The organism is Stenotrophomonas sp. YJH_SMC_40 (genome assembly GCF_059368615.1).
The window spans coordinates 1-16,627 of record NZ_JCAFRX010000017.1 but is presented as its reverse complement, the minus strand read 5'-3'; the positions used below and the strand labels follow the sequence as shown (position 1 = coordinate 16,627).

The following is a 16,627-nucleotide window of genomic DNA, read 5'->3' as shown; positions in this document are numbered from 1 at the left end:
AGTAGATCCACGCCATGCGTGGATGTGACGTCAGGTAGTGCCGGCCGCTGGCCGGCAACCGCGTAATCGCGGAAGCGTTACCCCACGCCGTGCAGGTGCTCGTACAGGATCGTCGCACCGATGATCACCAGGATCACGCCACCGATGATCTCGGCACGCTTGCCGACCATGCTGCCCAGCACGCGGCCGAGCATGATGCCGGCGGTGACCATGGTCAGCGTGCACAGGCCGATGACCGCGGCCATCACGCCGATATGCACATCCATGAAGGCCAGGCCGATACCCACCGCCATCGCGTCGATGCTGGTGGCGAAACCGGTCAACGCCAGCTTCCAGAAGCCGTGGTGCTGCGAGGGGTCTTCGTCAGCACTGTCCGGGCGCAGGCCGTTGTAGATCATGTGGATGCCCAGCGCGCCGAGCAGGCCGAAGGCGATCCAGTGGTCGAAGGCTTCGACGTACTGCAGCGCGGCGCGACCGAGCAGCCAGCCGATGATGGGCGTGATCGCCTCGATGACGCCGAAGATGATGCCGGCACGCAAGGCATCGCGGAACACCGGCCTGCGCATGGCCGCACCCTTGCCGATCGCGGCGGCAAAGGCATCGGTGGACATGGCAAAGCCGATCAGGAGGATCGAAATGGGGGACATGGACAGCGGCTGAGGTCGGGCCAGGACGGACGCACGGCCTGCGCTCGCGCCCAACCTGACGTTGCGCGCGCGGGCCGCTGGTCTCGCCAACCATCATGGTTGTCCACGCCACGGCGCACTGGCCGAGTATGTTGACGTGGACGATTCCTGCGAAGGAATCCGGCTACTCCCCAAGGGGACGCGAAGCTTAGCATCGCGATTCGCGCGTGGCGCATTTCCAGCGAAACGCGCAGGCAGGGCTGGTTTGTATAGCGATGGCTATATCGCGAGCGCAGCGGTGCCGGGTAGTGCCGGCCGCTGGCCGGCATGCGCAACGGCGAGAGCGTGCCAAGCAAGCTTGGCACCTACCACAGCGGTTTCAGGCGGTGTCGGACGATTGCCGGCCAGCGGCCGGCACTACCTCAATCTTCTTCCGGCGGCAGCACGATGGCGTCGTCGTCGATCGCCAGCTTGCCGGCCATCAGCACGGCCTGGGTGCGGTTGGTCACGCCCAGCTTGCGCAGGATGGCGGTGACGTGGGCCTTGATCGTCGCTTCGGAGACATTGAGGTCGTAGGCGATCTGCTTGTTCAAGCGGCCTGCGCCCAGCATCTGCAGCACGCGGAACTGCTGCGGGGTGAGCTCGCGCAGTCGCTGGCCGACTTCGCGTTCCTCGCGCTCGGTGGGCGGCACGTTGTGCGCTTCCGGCGGCGCCCAGGTCTCGCCATCGAGGATGGTGCCCAGTGCGTGGCCGATGGTGTCCGAATCCGCAGACTTCGGAATGAAGCCCAGCGCGCCGTGGTCGAGCGCGCGGCGCATCACCGTCGCCTCTTCGCGCGCGGACACCACTACCACCGGCAGGTGCGGATGCAGCGAGCGCATGTGCACCAGCGCGTTGAAACCCTGCGCACCGGGCATGTTGAGGTCCATCAGGACCAGGTCGGCGTCGTTGTGCTGGTCGGCCAGCGCATACAGCGCTTCCACGCTGTCTGCCTCGAACAGCTGCACGCCGGGGATGACCCGCTGCACGGCGCCGCGCAGGGCCTCGCGGAACAGCGGGTGGTCATCGGCAATCAGGAGGGTGGTCATGGTCGGGGGGAACCGTGGGGGAAAGCAGATGGGGTCAGAGCCCTTTCCTTGCGGAAAGGGATCCGACCCCGGTCGTACATCAGCGCACCTTGCGCTCGTCCACCAGTGACGCCACCACCGACGGATCGGCCAGGGTCGAAGTGTCGCCGAGCTGGTCCGGCGCGTTCTCGGCGATCTTGCGCAGGATGCGGCGCATGATCTTGCCCGAGCGGGTCTTCGGCAGGCCCGGCGCCCACTGCAGGTGGTCCGGCGTGGCGATCGGGCCGATCTCCTTGCGCACCCAGGCAACCAGTTCCTTCTGCAACTCGTCGCTCGGTGCCTCTTCGGCCACCAGGGTGACGTAGGCGTAGATGCCCTGGCCCTTCACGTCGTGCGGGAAGCCGACCACGGCCGCTTCGGCCACCTTCGGGTGCGAGACCAGCGCGCTTTCCACTTCGGCGGTGCCGATGCGGTGGCCCGACACATTGATCACGTCATCGACGCGGCCGGTGATCCAGTAATAGCCGTCCTCGTCGCGTCGGCAACCGTCGCCGGTGAAGTAGCTGCCCGGGTAGGTGCGGAAATACGTATCGATGAAACGCTGGTGGTCGCCGTACACCGTGCGCATCTGGCCCGGCCAGGAATCACGGATGATCAGGTTGCCCTCGGTCGGGCCGTCCTGGATCTCGCCATCGGCGTTCACCAGCGCCGGCTGTACGCCGAAGAAGGGCAGGGTGGCCGAACCCGGCTTGAGATCCATCGCACCGGCCAGCGGCGAAATCAGGATGCCGCCGGTCTCGGTCTGCCACCAGGTATCGACGATCGGGCAGCGGCTGTCGCCGACCACCTCGTAGTACCAGCGCCAGGCCTCCGGATTGATCGGCTCGCCGACACTGCCGAGCAGGCGCAGCGAGGCGCGCGAGGTTCTCTTCACCGGCTCCTCGCCTTCGCGCATCAGTGCACGGATGGCGGTCGGGGCGGTGTAGAAGATGGTCACCTTGTGCTTGTCGATGACGTTCCAGAAGCGCGACGTGTCCGGGTAGTTCGGCACGCCTTCGAACATCAGCGAGGTCGCGCCGTTGGCCAGCGGCCCGTACACGATGTAGCTGTGGCCGGTGACCCAGCCGACGTCGGCGGTGCACCAGTAGATGTCGTCCTCGCGCAGGTCGAACACCGCTTCATGGGTGTAGGCCGCGTACAGCAGGTAACCGCCGGTGGTGTGCAGCACGCCCTTCGGCTTGCCGGTGGAACCGGAGGTGTAGAGGATGAACAGCGGGTCTTCCGCGTTCATGCGTTCCGGTTCGCAGGTGGCCGGCTGGCTGTCCACCACATCGTGGAACCAGCGGTCGCGCGGGGCCTGCATGTCCACCGCACCGCCGGTGTGGCGCACCACCAGCACGGTTTCCACGGTATTGGTGCCCGGCAGCTTCAGCGCGGCATCGACGTTGGCCTTCAGCGGAATCCTGCGGCCACCGCGCAGGCCCTCGTCGGCGGTGATGATCAGCTTGCTCTGGCAGTCGCTGACGCGGTCGGCGATCGAGTTCGGCGCGAAGCCACCGAACACCACCGAGTGGATCGCCCCGATGCGCGCGCAGGCCAGCATGGCCACGGCGGCGTCGACGATCATCGGCAGGTAGATGGTGACGCGGTCGCCCTTCTTGACGCCGAGATTGCGCAGCGCGTTGCCGAGGCGGCAGGTGCGCTCGTACAGCTCGCGATAGGTCACGTGCTGGGCCGGTGCATCCGGGCCGTCCGGCTCGAACAGCAGGGCGGTCTTGTCGCCGCGCGTTTCCAGCTGGCGATCCAGGCAGTTCACGCTGGCATTGAGCTCGCCATCCTCGAACCACTTGATGTGGAAGTCGGACAGGTCGTAGCTGACGTTCTTGATCCTGGTCGGCTTGCGCATCCATTGCAGGCGCTCGGCGGCCTTGCCCCAGAAACCATCCGGGTCGGTCACCGACGCCTGGTACTGCTGTTCGTACGACGTCTTGTCGATGCGTGCCTTGGCGGCGAATTGCGGATCGACGGGGTAGATATCAGCCATGGCACCCTCACTTGCACGTTGACTTTGTATGTGCGGTCGCAGCATCGCAGCGACCGATCCCCTTCAGTTTGCCCCATCCACCCCCGGCCGCGTCACCACTCTGGTTAGACCATGGTCGAAAGTGAGCGCCCAGCAGGGCCGGGTTCGACCAATGGCGAATAGCCGCTATACATAATCGCCCCGCAGTCTCGGCTCGACCGTGCCCCACGCGCGGCATCACCTTGCCACTTGGGAGAGAGGGCAACATGAGCCACCGTACGTTGAAAGCCGTGCGCACACCTTTGGCGGCCTGCCTGTTGGTCGCCCTGGTCGCACCGGGCATGGCGTTCGCTGAGACCGCCAAAGAGAAAGCGCTGGAAGCACGCGTTGCCGAACTGGAACGCCAGGTCCAGCTGCTGCTGTCTTCGCAGCAACAACAACAGACCCAGATCAGCCAGACCCAGCAGGCGGTGACCGAAGTGCGCACGGTGCAGGCCGGGCAGAAGCCGGTCGCCTCGGTGCCGGCCGGCAAGCAGCCGATCCAGGTCACCACCATCACCCCGGGCGCGGCGCCGGGCACCACGGTCAAGATCGGTGGCTTCATCAAGGCCGACTTCCTGGCCACCCAGACCAGCGATGGTCAGCTGGCCGACGACGCCACCGGCCGCTCGCTGTACCTGCCGGGCCAGACCCCGGTGGAAGGCGCCGGCGGCAGCGGCAAGCGTTCGGGCACCGACTTCAACGCCCATGCCAAGTTCTCGCGCTTCAACCTGGGCATCGACAACGTGAGCGAATCGGGCAACAAGGCCGGTGCGTTCTTCGAGATGGACTTCTTCGGCAACTCGCTGGGCAACCAGACCGCCACCAATACCTACGGCGTGACTCTGCGTCATGCCTACATGTACTGGAACAACTGGATGGCCGGCCAGACCTGGTCCAACTTCATGGACGCGGCGTCGCTGCCGGAAGCGGTCGACTTCGTCGGCCCCACCGACGGCGTGATCTTCGTGCGCCAGGCCCAGGTGCGCTACACCCAGGGCGGCTTCAGCGTCGCACTGGAAAACCCGGAAACCACCACCCTCACCGGAACCCGCAATCCGGTCACCGGCGCCTGGACCAACACCAGCGCCAACTCCGACCGTGGCAGCCTGCCTGACCTGACCCTGCGCTATGGCTGGAAGGGTGACTGGGGCACCTTCGGTGTCGGCGGCATCGTCCGTCAGCTGAAGGTCGACAACCAGGCCACCGGCGCCAAGGCCGACAAGGTGGCTGGCGGCCTGACCCTGGGCGGCAAATGGGTGATGGGCGACAGCGATTCGCTGCACTACCAGCTGACCGGCGGCGAAGGCATCGCCCGCTACATCGGCCTGGGCATCACCGCCGACAGCGCCTACGACGTGGCCCGCGACGAGCTCAACCCGACCGGCGTGCTGGCCGGCTACGTGGGCTGGCGGCATGCGTTCTCGCCGAAGCTGCGCACCAACCTGATCTATGCGCGCAGCGACTACGACAACGACAGCATCCTGGGCCCGCTGGTGACCAAGAGCGTGCAGAGCATCCGCGGCAACATCTTCTATTCGCCGCTGCCCAAGGTCGATATCGGCGCCGAACTGATGTACGGCCGTCGCGAAGTGGAGAACGGCAACAAGGGTGACATCACCCGATTGCAGTTCACCACGAAGTACAGCTTCTAAGAGCGTGCCGGCCAGCGGCCGGCACCTACCGAGATGGGGTGCCGGCCAAGGTCGGCATCTACCGAGATGGGGTGCCGGCCAAGGTCGGCACCTACCGAGATGGAGTGCCGGCCAAGGCCGGCATCTACCGAGATGGGGTGCCGACCAACGGTCGGCACCCACCAACAACGATTGCTTCGGAGGGGAAGCGTCCCATGTCCAGTACACCCAGCACCGCACATAAAGCGGGCACCCTGACCAAGGGCCACAAGAAGGTCATCTTCGCCTCGAGCCTCGGCACGGTCTTCGAGTGGTATGACTTCTTCCTGTACGGCTCGCTCGCGGCCATCATCGCCAAGCAGTTCTTCAGCGGCGTCAATGAAACCACGGGCATGATCTTCGCCCTGCTGGCGTTTGCCGCCGGCTTCTTCGTGCGTCCGTTCGGCGCGGCCTTCTTCGGCAGCCTCGGCGACCGCATCGGCCGCAAGTACACCTTCCTGGTCACCATCCTGATCATGGGCATCTCGACCTTCCTGGTTGGCGTGCTGCCCAACTACGCCTCGATCGGCTTCGCCGCACCGGTGATCCTGATCATTCTGCGCCCGGCCCAGGGCCTGGCGATGGGCGGCGAGTACGGCGGTGCCGCCACCTACGTGGCCGAGCATGCGCCGGATGACAAGCGCGGCCTGTACACCAGCTTCATCCAGTGCACCGCCACGCTCGGCCTGTTCATGTCGCTGCTGATCATCCTGGCCTGCCGCTACTTCCTGGGCAATGAGGCCTTCGAAGCCTGGGGCTGGCGCATTCCGTTCCTGGTCTCGATCCTGCTGCTGGGCGTGTCGGTGTGGATCCGCCTGCAGCTGAGCGAATCGCCGCTGTTCCAGCAGATGAAGTCCGAGGGCAAGGGTTCCAAGACCCCGTTCCGTGACAGCCTGAAGGGCGGCAACCTGAAGCTGATGCTGCTGGTCCTGCTCGGCGCTGCAGCCGGCCAGGCCGTGGTCTGGTACGGCGGCCAGTTCTACGCGCTGTTCTTCCTCAGCAGCATGCTGAAGGTCGATGCCACCACCTCCTACCTGCTGATCGCGGCGGCGCTGGCGTTGGGCGTGCCGTTCTTCATCTTCTTCGGCTGGCTGTCCGACCGTATCGGCCGCAAGAAGATCATCCTGGCCGGCTGCCTGCTGGCGGCCATCACCTACATTCCGATCTTCAAGGGCCTGACCCACTTCGCCAACCCGGCCATCGAAGAAGCCCGCAGCAGCTCGCCGGCCCTGGTCGTGGCCGATCCGGCTACCTGCTCGTTCCAGTTCGATCCGGTGGGCCTGCGCAAGTTCACCAGCTCCTGCGACGTGGCCACCGCCGCGCTGACCAAGGCAGGTGTGCCGTACGACGTGCAGCCCGCCGCCGCCGGTTCGCTGGCGATGGTGAACGTGGGCAGCGCCAGCGTCACCTCGTATGAGGCCGCCGGCCTGACCAAGGAAGACGGCAAGGCCAAGGCCGATGCGTTCGGTGCGGAACTGAAGACCGCCCTGACCACCGCCGGTTATCCGGCCAAGGCCGATGGCGCCCGCATCAACATCGCCGGCACCATTTTCATGCTGTGGCTGCTGGTGCTGTACGTGACCATGGTCTACGGCCCGATCGCCGCCTACCTGGTCGAACTGTTCCCGACCCGCATCCGCTACACCTCGATGTCGCTGCCGTACCACATCGGCAACGGCTGGTTCGGTGGCTTCCTGCCGGCGATCTCGTTCGCGCTGGTGGCCGGTACCGGCAACCTGTACTACGGCCTGTGGTACCCCATCATCATCGCGCTGATGTCGGTGGTGATCGGCGGCCTGTTCCTGCGCGAAACCAAGGACGTGGATATCACCAAGTAACCGGTGTGCCGACCAACGGTCGGCACTCACCGGGTTTCAGGGGCCGCGGTGCAGACCGCGGCCTTTCTGTTTGTGGGGTGTGCCCACTCGGCTCGCATTCCGGTAGTGCCGGCCGCTGGCCGGCAACGGCTTTATGTCCGCGGAGATTCATGAGGTTGCCGGCCAGCGGCCGGCACTACCATTGGGTTGCGCAGCACCCCGTATAGTCGGCCCATGACCACCACTACGCCGGAAGACCTCCCCGCCCTCCTGCACACCCTGCGCAGCGCCTGGCAGTCGCAGCGCCCGTCGCTGGACCAGCGCGAAGCTGACCTGCGCCGCCTGCGCGAGGCGCTGAAGCCACGCCTGGACGAAATGGCCCAGGCCATCGCCGAAGACTTCGGCCATCGCGCCCGCGTTGAATCGAAACTGGCCGATGGCATGAGCGTGCTGTCGGCCATCGACCACCTGCGTCGCCACCTGCGGCGCTGGTCGAAGCCGCAGCGGGCATCGGCGGGATGGAAGTTGTGGCCAGCGCGCGCGCAGCTGCGGCCGACGCCGCTGGGCGTGGTCGGGGTGATCTCGCCCTGGAACTACCCGGTCACGCTGGCATTGGTGCCTTTGGCCACCGCCATCGCTGCGGGCAACCACGTACTGCTGAAGCCTTCGGAACACACACCACGCACCAGTGCATTCCTGGCCGATCTGCTGGCCAGTGTGTTCCCGCCCGATCGCGTGGCGGTGGTGCAGGGCGGGGCGGATGTGGCGGCGGCGGTGTCCTCGCTGCCGCTGGACCATCTGTTGTTCACCGGTTCGACGGCGGTCGGCCGCAAGGTGATGGCCGCCGCGGCTGAGCATCTGGTACCGGTCACGCTGGAGCTGGGCGGCAAGTCGCCGGCGATTGTCTGTCGCGATTTCCCGCTGGACAAAGCCGCTGCGCGGCTGGCCACCGGCAAGTGGTTCAACGCGGGCCAGACCTGCATCGCGCCGGATTACGTGCTGATCGATACCGTTCGCCAGCGCGAATTCGTACAGGCGCTGCAGCAGCAGGTGCGCGAGCGCTATGGCGACTTCAGCGATGCCGACGACTACACCCGCATCATCAATGAAGGTCAGTACCGGCGCCTGCAGGGCTATCTGGCACAGGCGCGGCAACGCGGGGTGCCGGTGATTCCGTTGGCGCAGGTGGATGACGCGCGCGCCGACCGCGAGCGCCTGCTGGTGCCGACCGTGGTGCTGGACCCGCCGGACGACCTGGACCTGATGCGCGAGGAGATCTTCGGCCCGATCCTTCCGGTGCGGGCCTACCCGGATCTGGAGGCGGCGCTGGCGGACGTGCTGTCCCGCGACCGGCCGCTGGCGCTGTATCCCTTCAGCCACGACCGCGCGTCGGTGGAGCGCATCCTCGGCCAGGTGGTGGCCGGCGGGGTGACGGTGAATGACACGCTGCTGCACTTCGCCGCCGATGGCCTGCCGTTTGGCGGGGTAGGGGCCAGCGGCATGGGCGCGTACCACGGCCGGGCCGGGTTCGATGCGATGAGCAAGCGGCTGCCGGTGCTGTGGCAGTCGCGCTGGGCGGCCAGCGACCGGCTGCGGCCGCCGTATTCGAAGATTGCGGGGTTGTTGAAGCTGCTGCTTCGGTAGTGCCGGCCGCTGGCCGGCAACCGCATGGACCGTCGGCAAGACCCTGCAGTTGCCGGCCAGCGGCCGGCACTACCGGTGGGTGCCAGCCTTGGTTGGCACACGGGGGCCGTGCGCCAACCAAGGCTGGCGTCTACCAAAGCTGGCCCGGGTAGAATGCCTGCATGAAGATCGCCTCGTGGAACGTCAATTCGCTCAATGTCCGCCTGCCGCACCTGGAGCAGTGGCTCAGGGAGTTCGGCCCGGACATCGTCGGTATCCAGGAAACCAAGCTGGAGGACCACAAGTTCCCCGATTCTGCGCTGATCGCCGCCGGCTACCGCAGCGTGTTCGCCGGCCAGAAGACCTACAACGGCGTGGCGCTGCTGTCGCGTGAGCCGGCGCAGGACGTGCAGATCGGCATTCCCGGCTTCGAGGACGAACAGAAGCGCGTCATTGCCGGTACCTTCGGCGACCTGCGGGTGATCAACCTGTACGTGGTCAATGGCCAGGACATCGGCACCGACAAGTACGACTACAAGCTGCGCTGGCTGGAAGCGGTGCATGCCTGGATCGCCGAAGAACTGCAGCGGCATCCGAAGCTGATCGTGATGGGTGACTTCAACATCGCCCCGGACGCGCGCGATGTGCACGACCCGGAGGTGTGGAACGACAACCACATCCTGACCTCCACCGCCGAGCGCGGCGCGCTCAACAAGCTGCTGCAGCTGGGTCTGCACGATGGCTTCCGCCTGCACAACGACGAGGCGGGCACCTTCAGCTGGTGGGATTACCGTGCCGCCGGCTTCCGCCGCAACCTGGGCCTGCGCATCGACCTGACCCTGGTCTCCGATGCGTTGAAGGGCAGCGCGGTGGCCTCGGGCATCGACCGCGCGCCGCGCACCTGGGAACGCCCGAGCGACCATGCGCCGGCCTGGGTGCAGATCGGTTGAACGAACAGGGCCCGACGATTGCCGGGCCCGTTCTGGAACATCTGCCGGCCAGTGGCCGACGCTACCCTCGGATCACCGTATGCTCTTGCGGGTGAACAGGTTGACGATCGCCAGCAGGATCACCGCGCCGATCAGCGAGAACAGGAAGGTGCGGATGGTGATCGCTTCGTTGATGCCGCCGCCGAACAGCCAGCCGGAAATCAGCGCGCCGACGATGCCGACCACGATGTTGAGGATGATGCCCTGCTGGGCATCGCGCTTCATGATGATGCTGGCCAGCCAGCCTACGATGCCGCCGACGATCAGCCAGATGATGATGCCCATGATCGAACCTCCGGTGGGAAACTGTGACCAGTTGACGCGCACGGCCGTGAACCCGTCGTGCAATTGCGTGATGGGCGCGTGCGGATGAGCCTGCCAGCCACCCTCGACGGCCCGTGGCGCTTCGGTCCGGTAACGGTCTGGCGGCGTCCGCACGTGCCGGGCCAGCGCGGTGAACCGCAGGCCCGGCAGGTACTGGCGCAGGCGCTGGGCACCGATCCGCAGACGCTGCCCCTGGTCCGTGACGACAAGGGCCGGCCGGAGCTGAGCGGCCCGTTGGCCCACTACGGGACCGGCTGGAGCCACAGCGGTGAGGTGCTGCTGGTGGCGCTGGGCGAAGGCGTGCGGCTGGGCGTAGACCTGGAACTGCTGCGGCCGCGGCCGCGTCTTCTGGAAATCGTGCGGCGCTTCTTCCACCCGCAGGAGGTGGCCTGGCTGGAACGCCTGGACGAGGCCGACCGCGAGCACTGGTTCTTCCGCGTGTGGTGCGTCAAGGAAGCCATCCTGAAGGCGCACGGCCAGGGCATCTCGTTCGGCCTGCACCGCCTGCAGCTGGCGCCGGGGGCCGATGGCGCCCTGCACCTGCGCTGGTGCGACCCGGAACTGGGCGAGGCCGCGCGCTGGCACCTGCACGAATGGCAGGCCACCGGCCAGTTCCGTGCGGCGTTGGCCTGGTATCCGCACTGAAGCGGGGAATCAGCGCGCAAAACCGGCGATAATGTCGGCATGAGCGAACACCCACTTCCCGCCAGCGTGGCTGCCACGCTGGAACAGGGCCTGGCCAGCATGGGCCTGGACGCCGCGCTGGCGCCGCCGCTGCTGCGCTACCTGGCCCTGCTGCACCGCTGGAACGGCACCTACAACCTCACCGCCATCCGCGACCCGCAGGAGATGGTTACCCGCCACCTGCTCGATTCGCTGGCGATGCAGCCGTTCGTGGCTGATGGCAGCCTGGCCGACCTCGGTACCGGCCCCGGGTTGCCCGGCATCCCGCTGGCGATCGCCTGCCCGGGCCTGCAGGTCACCCTGGTGGAGAGCAACGGCAAGAAGGCGCGCTTCATGCGCGAGGCCGTGCGCCAGCTCGGCCTGGGCAACGCCCGCGTGGCCGAATCGCGGGCCGAAGCGCTGGACGAGGCCGGTCGTTACGACCAGCTGACCGCGCGCGCAATGGATACCCTGGCTGGCATCGTCCGCGTCGGCGGCCATCTGCTGCGCGCCGGTGGCGTGCTGCTGGCCATGAAGGGCGTCTACCCGCATGAGGAGATCGCGGAACTGCCGGCTGGCTGGCAGGTGCGTGAGGTGACCCCGCTGAGCGTGCCCGGCCTGGCCGGCGAACGCCACCTGGTCACCGTTACAGGTCCCTGATTTTCGCCGCCAGCCCTTTGTGGAACAACGGGTTGGCGATCCACGATTTCCGCAAGGGGCCGGTTGTACGCATAATGACCGGTCCCAACCATCCGTCGACGAGGCACACCCGCATGGCCCGCATCATCGCCATCGCCAACCAGAAGGGTGGCGTCGGCAAGACCACGACCGCCGTCAACCTGGCCGCTTCCCTGGCCAACGCACCCAAGCGCGTGCTGTTGGTCGACCTGGACTCGCAGGGCAACGCGACCATGGGCAGCGGCGTGGACAAGCGTGAGCTGGCGGCCTCCACCTGCGATCTGCTGCTGGGCGAGAACAGCGCCGCCGATGTGCGCGTGCAGACCGCCGAAGGCTACGACCTGCTGCCGGGCAACATCGACCTGACCGCCGCCGAGATCCAGCTGATGGGCCAGAGCGAGCGCGAGCAGCGCCTGAAGCGCGCATTGGCGCCGATCCGCGACGAGTACGACTACATCCTGATCGATTGCCCGCCGGCGTTGTCGCTGCTGACGCTCAACGCGCTGGCCGCCGCCGATTCGGTGATCGTGCCGATGCAGTGCGAGTACTACGCACTGGAAGGCCTGAGCGCGCTGGTGGAAACCATCGAAGCGCTGCGCACCAGCCTGAACCCGGCGCTGGAGATCGAAGGCGTGCTGCGCACCATGTTCGACGTGCGCAACAACCTGGCCAACGCAGTGTCGGCCGAGCTCACCGAGCACTTCGGCGACCGCGTGTTCCGCACCATCGTGCCGCGCAACGTGCGCCTGGCCGAGGCGCCCAGCCATGGCCAGAGCATCGTCGGCTACGACCGCGCCTCGCGCGGTGGCGTGGCATACCTGGGCCTGGCCGGCGAGATCATCCGCCGCAACAACGAACGCAACAAGGCCGCCAAGGCCGTGGAGACCGTCTGATGACCAGCAGCAAGCCGGCAGCCAAGAAGCGAGGCCTCGGCCGTGGCCTGGACGCGCTGCTGGGCCCGAAAGGCGCGGTCAGCCAGGTGCAGGCCACCACTGCGGTGATCGAACCGCTGCCGGGTGAAGTGCTGCGCAAGTTGCCGGTCGGCCAGCTGCAGCCGGGCAAGTACCAGCCGCGCCGCGAGATGGACGAGGGCAAGCTCTCCGAGCTGGCCGACTCGATCAAGTCGCAGGGCGTGATCCAACCGATCCTGGTGCGCCAGCTGCCGGCAGGCAACTACGAAATCGTCGCCGGTGAGCGCCGCTGGCGCGCATCGCAGCTGGCCGGCCTGGACGAAGTGCCGGTGGTGGTGCGCGAGCTGGAAGACCGCACGGTCATCGCGATGGCGCTGATCGAGAACATCCAGCGCGAAGACCTCAACCCGCTGGAAGAAGCCGAGGCGCTGCAGCGCCTGATCAGCGAGTTCACCCTGACCCATGCCGAGGCCGCCGAGGCCGTCGGCCGCTCGCGCGCGGCGGTGTCCAACCTGCTGCGCCTGCTGGAGCTGCCGGTGGCGATCCGCTTGCTGCTGGAAACCCGCCGCCTGGAAATGGGCCACGCCCGCGCGCTGCTGACCCTGGCTCCCGAGCTGGCTGGCAAGCTGGCGCAGGAAGCGGCCGATGAAGGCTGGTCGGTGCGCGAGGTCGAGCGCCGTGCGCAGGCCTTCGCGGCCGGCAAGGTGCCGAGCAACCGCCCGGTGGCGACGCCGAAGGTGCAGCAGGCCGACATCGCCTCGCTGGAAACCGAACTGTCCGAAGCACTGGGTGCCAAGGTGGCGATCAACCACGGCCGGGGCGGCAAGGGCAAGCTGATCATCCACTACACCGACCTGGATACCCTGGACGGCGTGCTGGAAAAGCTGCGTACGCGCCAGGGCTGAGCCCGGCGCAGCGCCAGGGGGTGCGGCCTGTTCCCGCCGCGTCCTGCAGATGACAGGGAACGCACCGCCGCGCGTGCCGGGGATGCACTGCTCTCCGGTCCGTGGCCTCATCCAGGGAACAGGACATGAGCAACGAATACGAGGACGTCAGCCCGGACGGCACCCAGATACTGGTACATCGCCGCGAAAAGGACTTCGTGCCCGCCATCGGCGAAGAACAGCACATCGAGGCGATCAGCGCCCACCTCGAACGCCATCTGGGCCCGGTGTCCGGTGTCTTCCACGAGATCATCTCCGACCTGGTGCACATCGACGTGCACGTGGTGCCGGCCAATGACCACTGCCCGTACCTGCGCCTGGTCACCTCCGGCATGAGCGACCTGCCGATGACCGTGCCCGCCGAGGTGGACGCGGACGTGCCGCGCTACATGGAACTGATGGTGACCCTGCCGGCCGACTGGCCGATCTCCCAGGACGCCTTCGAGGACGAGCGCAATTACTGGCCGGTGCGCCTGCTGAAGGGCATGGCACGGTTGCCGCACGAGTACGACACCTGGCTGGGCTTCGGCCACACCATTCCCAACGGCCATCCCAGCGAGCCCTACGCGCCGGGCGTGGGTTTCGATGGTGCCATCGTGCTGTCGCCGGTGACCGCCCCGGAGGACTTCGCCACGCTGGTGCTGGAGGACGGCAGGACCATCAGCTTCATGAGCCTGGTTCCGCTGTACCCGGAAGAGATGGACCTGAAGCTGAGGAAGGGCGCCGAGGCGCTGCTCGACCGCTTCGATGCGAAGAACATCCAGGACGTGATCGAACCCGGCCGCAACAACGTGGCGAAGAAGCGTTTCGGTTTGTTCTGAGACCGGTAACATCAGGGGCCTGAACTTCGTTTACAGGCCCCTGTCATGACCATCCTGCTCACCGGCGCTGCCGGCTTCATCGGTGCCTACACCGCCCGCGCGCTGCTGGAGGCCGGCCAGCCCGTGGTCGGCCTGGACAACTTCAACGACTACTATGACCCGCAGATCAAGCGCGACCGCGTGGCTGCGCTGTGCCCGGCGCTGGACCTGCGCACCCTGGACCTGACCGACCAGCAGGGCCTGGCGGCACTGTTCGACGAGGTGAAGCCGACTGCGGTGATCCACCTGGCCGCGCAGGCCGGCGTGCGCTATTCGCTGGAAAACCCGCACGCCTACGTCGACAGCAACCTGGTCGGCTTCGTCAACATGCTCGAACTGTGCCGCCACCGTGGCGTGCAGCACCTGGTCTATGCCTCCAGCAGCTCGGTCTACGGCGATTCGGCCACGCCGCCGTTCTCCGAGGACCAGCGCGTGGACCAGCCGCGCTCGCTGTACGCGGCGACCAAGGCGGCCAACGAGCTGATGGCCTACACCTACGCGCAGCTGTATCGCCTGCATGCCACCGGCCTGCGCTTCTTCACCGTGTATGGCCCGTGGGGCCGGCCGGACATGGCACCGCTGCTGTTCTCGCGCGCGGTGCTGGCCGGGCGGCCGATCGACGTATTCAACGAAGGCCGCATGCAGCGCGACTTCACACATGTTTCCGACATCGTGTCGGGTATCCTCGGCGCCCTCGCGCATCCGGCCGACGGTCCGGTGCCGCACCGGGTGTTCAACCTCGGCAACCATACGCCGGTCGAGCTGGAGCGCTTCATCAGCGTGATCGAGCAGGCCGCCGGCCGCCCCGCGCAGAAGGTCTACAAGCCCATGCAGCCCGGTGACATGGTGCGCACGATGGCCGATACCCGGCGCGCCCATGACGCATTCGGCTTCGACGCGGTGACCCCGATCGAAGAAGGGCTGCCGCCTGTCGTGCAGTGGTGCCGCGAGTACTTTGGCGACCGCGCCTGAGGACGGATCCTCACGCCACCAGGTTCATCTTCGGATAACCTCGGTTTCGGAGAATGCGCGGTCTTTGTCCCCCCTTGGCCGAGTGCCTTATGAGCCAACCCGAGCTTTCCGTTGTCGTCCCGGTGTTCAACGAGCGCGACAACGTCGCCCCGCTGGTTGCCGAAATCACCGCTGCGCTGCGTGGCCGGCTGCCGTTCGAGATCGTCTACATCGATGATCACTCGCGCGATGACACCCTGGCGGTGCTGCAGGGCCTGAAGGCGACCACACCGGAACTGCGGGTGCTGCACCACGTGGACCAGAGCGGGCAGAGCACCGCCGTGCGCACCGGTGTCAAGCATGCGCGGGCGCCGTGGATCGCCACCCTGGATGGCGATGGCCAGAACGATCCGGCCGATATCCCCAAGCTGCTGGCCGCGCGCGATGCCGCCGAGGCGCAGGTGAAGCTGTTCGCTGGCTGGCGCGTCAACCGCCAGGACAGCGGCAGCAAGCGCTGGGCCAGCAAATGGGCCAACGCCATCCGTGCACGCATGCTGCGCGACGATACGCCCGATACCGGCTGCGGCATCAAGCTGTTCGAGCGCAGCGCGTTCCTCGACCTGCCGTATTTCGACCACATGCACCGCTACCTGCCGGCGCTGATGCAGCGCGCCGGCTGGAAGACCACCAGCGTGCCGGTCAACCACCGCCACCGTACCGCCGGCGTGTCCAAGTACAACAACCTGGGCCGTGCACTGGTCGGCATCCGTGACCTGCGCGGCGTGGCGTGGCTGATCACCCGCAGCAAGCGCACCGCAGTGGAGGAGCGTTGATGGATCTGGAGCTGCACTGGCTCGACCAGCCGCTGACCTGGTTGTACTGGACCGGCCTGCATGTGACCGGCTGGAAGCTGATCGGCTATACCGGCGCGCTGATGTTCGGCGGCCGCTGGCTGGTCCAGTTCATCGCGTCCAAGCGTGCGGGCAAGCCGGTGATTCCGCGCCTGTTCTGGTACATGAGCGTGGTCGGCAGCCTGATGACGCTGAGCTACTTTCTGTTCTCGGCCAAGCAGGACTCGGTGGGCGTACTGCAGAACCTGTTCCCGGCGTTCACCGCGCTGTACAGCCTGCAGCTGGACATCAAGCACCGGGGCTGGAAGCGGGACAAGGCCAGCCACTGAGGCCTGCGGGGTGCCTGCCATGGGTAGAGTCGACTGTCAGTCGACTTTCGCGCGGAGCGGGCTTTGCTACATGTGGCGGAAGAGCAGCCGACTGACAGTCGGCTCTACCACGCGCCTCCGGCGCTGGGGCCCCGGCCTGCGGCCGGTTCCCGGTCCTGCCTGCTGTGGGTAGAGTCGACTGTCAGTCGACTTTCGCGCGGAGCGCGGGGTTTGCTGCATGTGGCGGAAGAGCAGCCGACTGACAGTCGGCTCTACCACG

16 protein-coding genes and 1 riboswitch are annotated in these 16,627 nt (G+C 66.9%); of the genes, 12 read left to right on the top strand and 4 right to left on the bottom strand.

Translation table 11 applies throughout. The features are described 5' to 3' along the window. Nucleotides 1-77 precede the first annotated feature (77 nt). From AC5P6X_RS21020 to acs, 3 genes are all read right to left on the bottom strand, one after another. Nucleotides 78-647, bottom strand: a complete 570-nt coding sequence (locus AC5P6X_RS21020) for a manganese efflux pump MntP (protein ID WP_099605350.1) — start codon at nt 645-647, stop codon at nt 78-80. 88 nt (nt 648-735) lie between these two features. Further along, a riboswitch (yybP-ykoY riboswitch) is annotated at nt 736-825 on the bottom strand. A 223-nt stretch (nt 826-1,048) separates the two neighbouring features. Further along, nucleotides 1,049-1,714: a response regulator transcription factor gene (locus tag AC5P6X_RS21015; RefSeq protein ID WP_005411662.1), complete on the bottom strand. Its 666-nt coding sequence runs from the start codon at nt 1,712-1,714 to the stop codon at nt 1,049-1,051. A 79-nt stretch (nt 1,715-1,793) separates the two neighbouring features. Beyond that, nucleotides 1,794-3,737, bottom strand: coding sequence for an acetate--CoA ligase (gene acs, locus AC5P6X_RS21010; protein WP_099605351.1), 1,944 nt, complete (start codon nt 3,735-3,737; stop codon nt 1,794-1,796). A gap of 245 nt (nt 3,738-3,982) precedes the next feature. Between acs and AC5P6X_RS21005 the strand changes: the two genes are divergently transcribed. From AC5P6X_RS21005 to xth, 4 genes are all read left to right on the top strand, one after another. Next, the gene (locus AC5P6X_RS21005) at nt 3,983-5,410 is read left to right on the top strand and encodes a DcaP family trimeric outer membrane transporter (RefSeq protein ID WP_123959270.1); all 1,428 of its coding nucleotides are present in this window, start codon (nt 3,983-3,985) and stop codon (nt 5,408-5,410) included. 194 nt (nt 5,411-5,604) lie between these two features. Beyond that, nucleotides 5,605-7,266 carry an MFS transporter gene (locus AC5P6X_RS21000; RefSeq protein WP_495215594.1) on the top strand — a complete coding sequence of 554 codons (1,662 nt, stop codon included), beginning with the start codon at nt 5,605-5,607 and terminating at the stop codon, nt 7,264-7,266. 213 nt (nt 7,267-7,479) lie between these two features. Continuing rightward, nucleotides 7,480-8,889: a coniferyl aldehyde dehydrogenase gene (locus AC5P6X_RS20995; RefSeq protein ID WP_123959266.1), complete on the top strand. Its 1,410-nt coding sequence runs from the start codon at nt 7,480-7,482 to the stop codon at nt 8,887-8,889. Between the two features lie 161 nt (nt 8,890-9,050). Next, the gene (gene xth, locus AC5P6X_RS20990; RefSeq protein WP_049449879.1) at nt 9,051-9,818 is read left to right on the top strand and encodes an exodeoxyribonuclease III; all 768 of its coding nucleotides are present in this window, start codon (nt 9,051-9,053) and stop codon (nt 9,816-9,818) included. 72 nt (nt 9,819-9,890) lie between these two features. On the opposite strand, the gene AC5P6X_RS20985 is transcribed toward xth, so the two are convergent. Further along, nucleotides 9,891-10,142: a GlsB/YeaQ/YmgE family stress response membrane protein gene (locus tag AC5P6X_RS20985; protein ID WP_005411656.1), complete on the bottom strand. Its 252-nt coding sequence runs from the start codon at nt 10,140-10,142 to the stop codon at nt 9,891-9,893. An 84-nt stretch (nt 10,143-10,226) separates the two neighbouring features. On the opposite strand from AC5P6X_RS20985, the gene AC5P6X_RS20980 reads away from it, so the two are divergent. The 8 genes from AC5P6X_RS20980 (at nt 10,227) to AC5P6X_RS20945 (ending at nt 16,368) form a co-directional block, all read left to right on the top strand. Further along, complete coding sequence (locus tag AC5P6X_RS20980) at nt 10,227-10,826, top strand: 4'-phosphopantetheinyl transferase family protein (RefSeq protein WP_033835351.1); 600 nt, start codon at nt 10,227-10,229, stop codon at nt 10,824-10,826. 39 nt (nt 10,827-10,865) lie between these two features. After that, nucleotides 10,866-11,504 carry a 16S rRNA (guanine(527)-N(7))-methyltransferase RsmG gene (rsmG, locus tag AC5P6X_RS20975; protein WP_329762719.1) on the top strand — a complete coding sequence of 213 codons (639 nt, stop codon included), beginning with the start codon at nt 10,866-10,868 and terminating at the stop codon, nt 11,502-11,504. Between the two features lie 113 nt (nt 11,505-11,617). Beyond that, nucleotides 11,618-12,415, top strand: coding sequence for a ParA family protein (locus AC5P6X_RS20970; protein ID WP_005411653.1), 798 nt, complete (start codon nt 11,618-11,620; stop codon nt 12,413-12,415). Then, nucleotides 12,415-13,338, top strand: coding sequence for a ParB/RepB/Spo0J family partition protein (locus AC5P6X_RS20965; RefSeq protein ID WP_005411652.1), 924 nt, complete (start codon nt 12,415-12,417; stop codon nt 13,336-13,338). The genes AC5P6X_RS20970 and AC5P6X_RS20965 overlap by 1 nt, the downstream gene beginning before the upstream one ends. 125 nt (nt 13,339-13,463) lie before the next feature. Continuing rightward, entirely contained in the window at nt 13,464-14,198 is a 735-nt protein-coding gene (locus AC5P6X_RS20960; protein WP_285311710.1) for a suppressor of fused domain protein, read from the top strand. Between the two features lie 45 nt (nt 14,199-14,243). Further along, nucleotides 14,244-15,209, top strand: coding sequence for an NAD-dependent epimerase/dehydratase family protein (locus AC5P6X_RS20955; RefSeq protein WP_049449876.1), 966 nt, complete (start codon nt 14,244-14,246; stop codon nt 15,207-15,209). An 89-nt stretch (nt 15,210-15,298) separates the two neighbouring features. Then, the gene (locus AC5P6X_RS20950; protein ID WP_010482377.1) at nt 15,299-16,021 is read left to right on the top strand and encodes a glycosyltransferase family 2 protein; all 723 of its coding nucleotides are present in this window, start codon (nt 15,299-15,301) and stop codon (nt 16,019-16,021) included. Further along, on the top strand, nt 16,021-16,368 hold the full coding sequence (locus AC5P6X_RS20945) for a lipid-A-disaccharide synthase N-terminal domain-containing protein (RefSeq protein ID WP_005414908.1): 348 nt from the start codon (nt 16,021-16,023) through the stop codon (nt 16,366-16,368). The genes AC5P6X_RS20950 and AC5P6X_RS20945 overlap by 1 nt, the downstream gene beginning before the upstream one ends. The last annotated feature ends 259 nt before the right edge of the window (nt 16,369-16,627 follow it).

Excerpts from the sequence above, each read along its gene's own strand:
- AC5P6X_RS20980 (WP_033835351.1), top strand. The coding sequence starts at position 10,227 with ATGAGCCTGCCAGCCACCCTCGACGGCCCGTGGCGCTTCGGTCCGGTA.
- AC5P6X_RS20970 (WP_005411653.1), top strand. The coding sequence starts at position 11,618 with ATGGCCCGCATCATCGCCATCGCCAACCAGAAGGGTGGCGTCGGCAAG.
- AC5P6X_RS20965 (WP_005411652.1), top strand. The coding sequence starts at position 12,415 with ATGACCAGCAGCAAGCCGGCAGCCAAGAAGCGAGGCCTCGGCCGTGGC.
- AC5P6X_RS20985 (WP_005411656.1), bottom strand. The coding sequence starts at position 10,142 with ATGGGCATCATCATCTGGCTGATCGTCGGCGGCATCGTAGGCTGGCTG.
- xth (WP_049449879.1), top strand. The coding sequence starts at position 9,051 with ATGAAGATCGCCTCGTGGAACGTCAATTCGCTCAATGTCCGCCTGCCG.
- AC5P6X_RS20995 (WP_123959266.1), top strand. The coding sequence starts at position 7,480 with ATGACCACCACTACGCCGGAAGACCTCCCCGCCCTCCTGCACACCCTG.
- AC5P6X_RS21000 (WP_495215594.1), top strand. The coding sequence starts at position 5,605 with ATGTCCAGTACACCCAGCACCGCACATAAAGCGGGCACCCTGACCAAG.
- AC5P6X_RS20945 (WP_005414908.1), top strand. The coding sequence starts at position 16,021 with ATGGATCTGGAGCTGCACTGGCTCGACCAGCCGCTGACCTGGTTGTAC.
- AC5P6X_RS21015 (WP_005411662.1), bottom strand. The coding sequence starts at position 1,714 with ATGACCACCCTCCTGATTGCCGATGACCACCCGCTGTTCCGCGAGGCC.
- AC5P6X_RS20950 (WP_010482377.1), top strand. The coding sequence starts at position 15,299 with ATGAGCCAACCCGAGCTTTCCGTTGTCGTCCCGGTGTTCAACGAGCGC.
- AC5P6X_RS21020 (WP_099605350.1), bottom strand. The coding sequence starts at position 647 with ATGTCCCCCATTTCGATCCTCCTGATCGGCTTTGCCATGTCCACCGAT.
- rsmG (WP_329762719.1), top strand. The coding sequence starts at position 10,866 with ATGAGCGAACACCCACTTCCCGCCAGCGTGGCTGCCACGCTGGAACAG.
- AC5P6X_RS21005 (WP_123959270.1), top strand. The coding sequence starts at position 3,983 with ATGAGCCACCGTACGTTGAAAGCCGTGCGCACACCTTTGGCGGCCTGC.
- acs (WP_099605351.1), bottom strand. The coding sequence starts at position 3,737 with ATGGCTGATATCTACCCCGTCGATCCGCAATTCGCCGCCAAGGCACGC.
- AC5P6X_RS20955 (WP_049449876.1), top strand. The coding sequence starts at position 14,244 with ATGACCATCCTGCTCACCGGCGCTGCCGGCTTCATCGGTGCCTACACC.
- AC5P6X_RS20960 (WP_285311710.1), top strand. The coding sequence starts at position 13,464 with ATGAGCAACGAATACGAGGACGTCAGCCCGGACGGCACCCAGATACTG.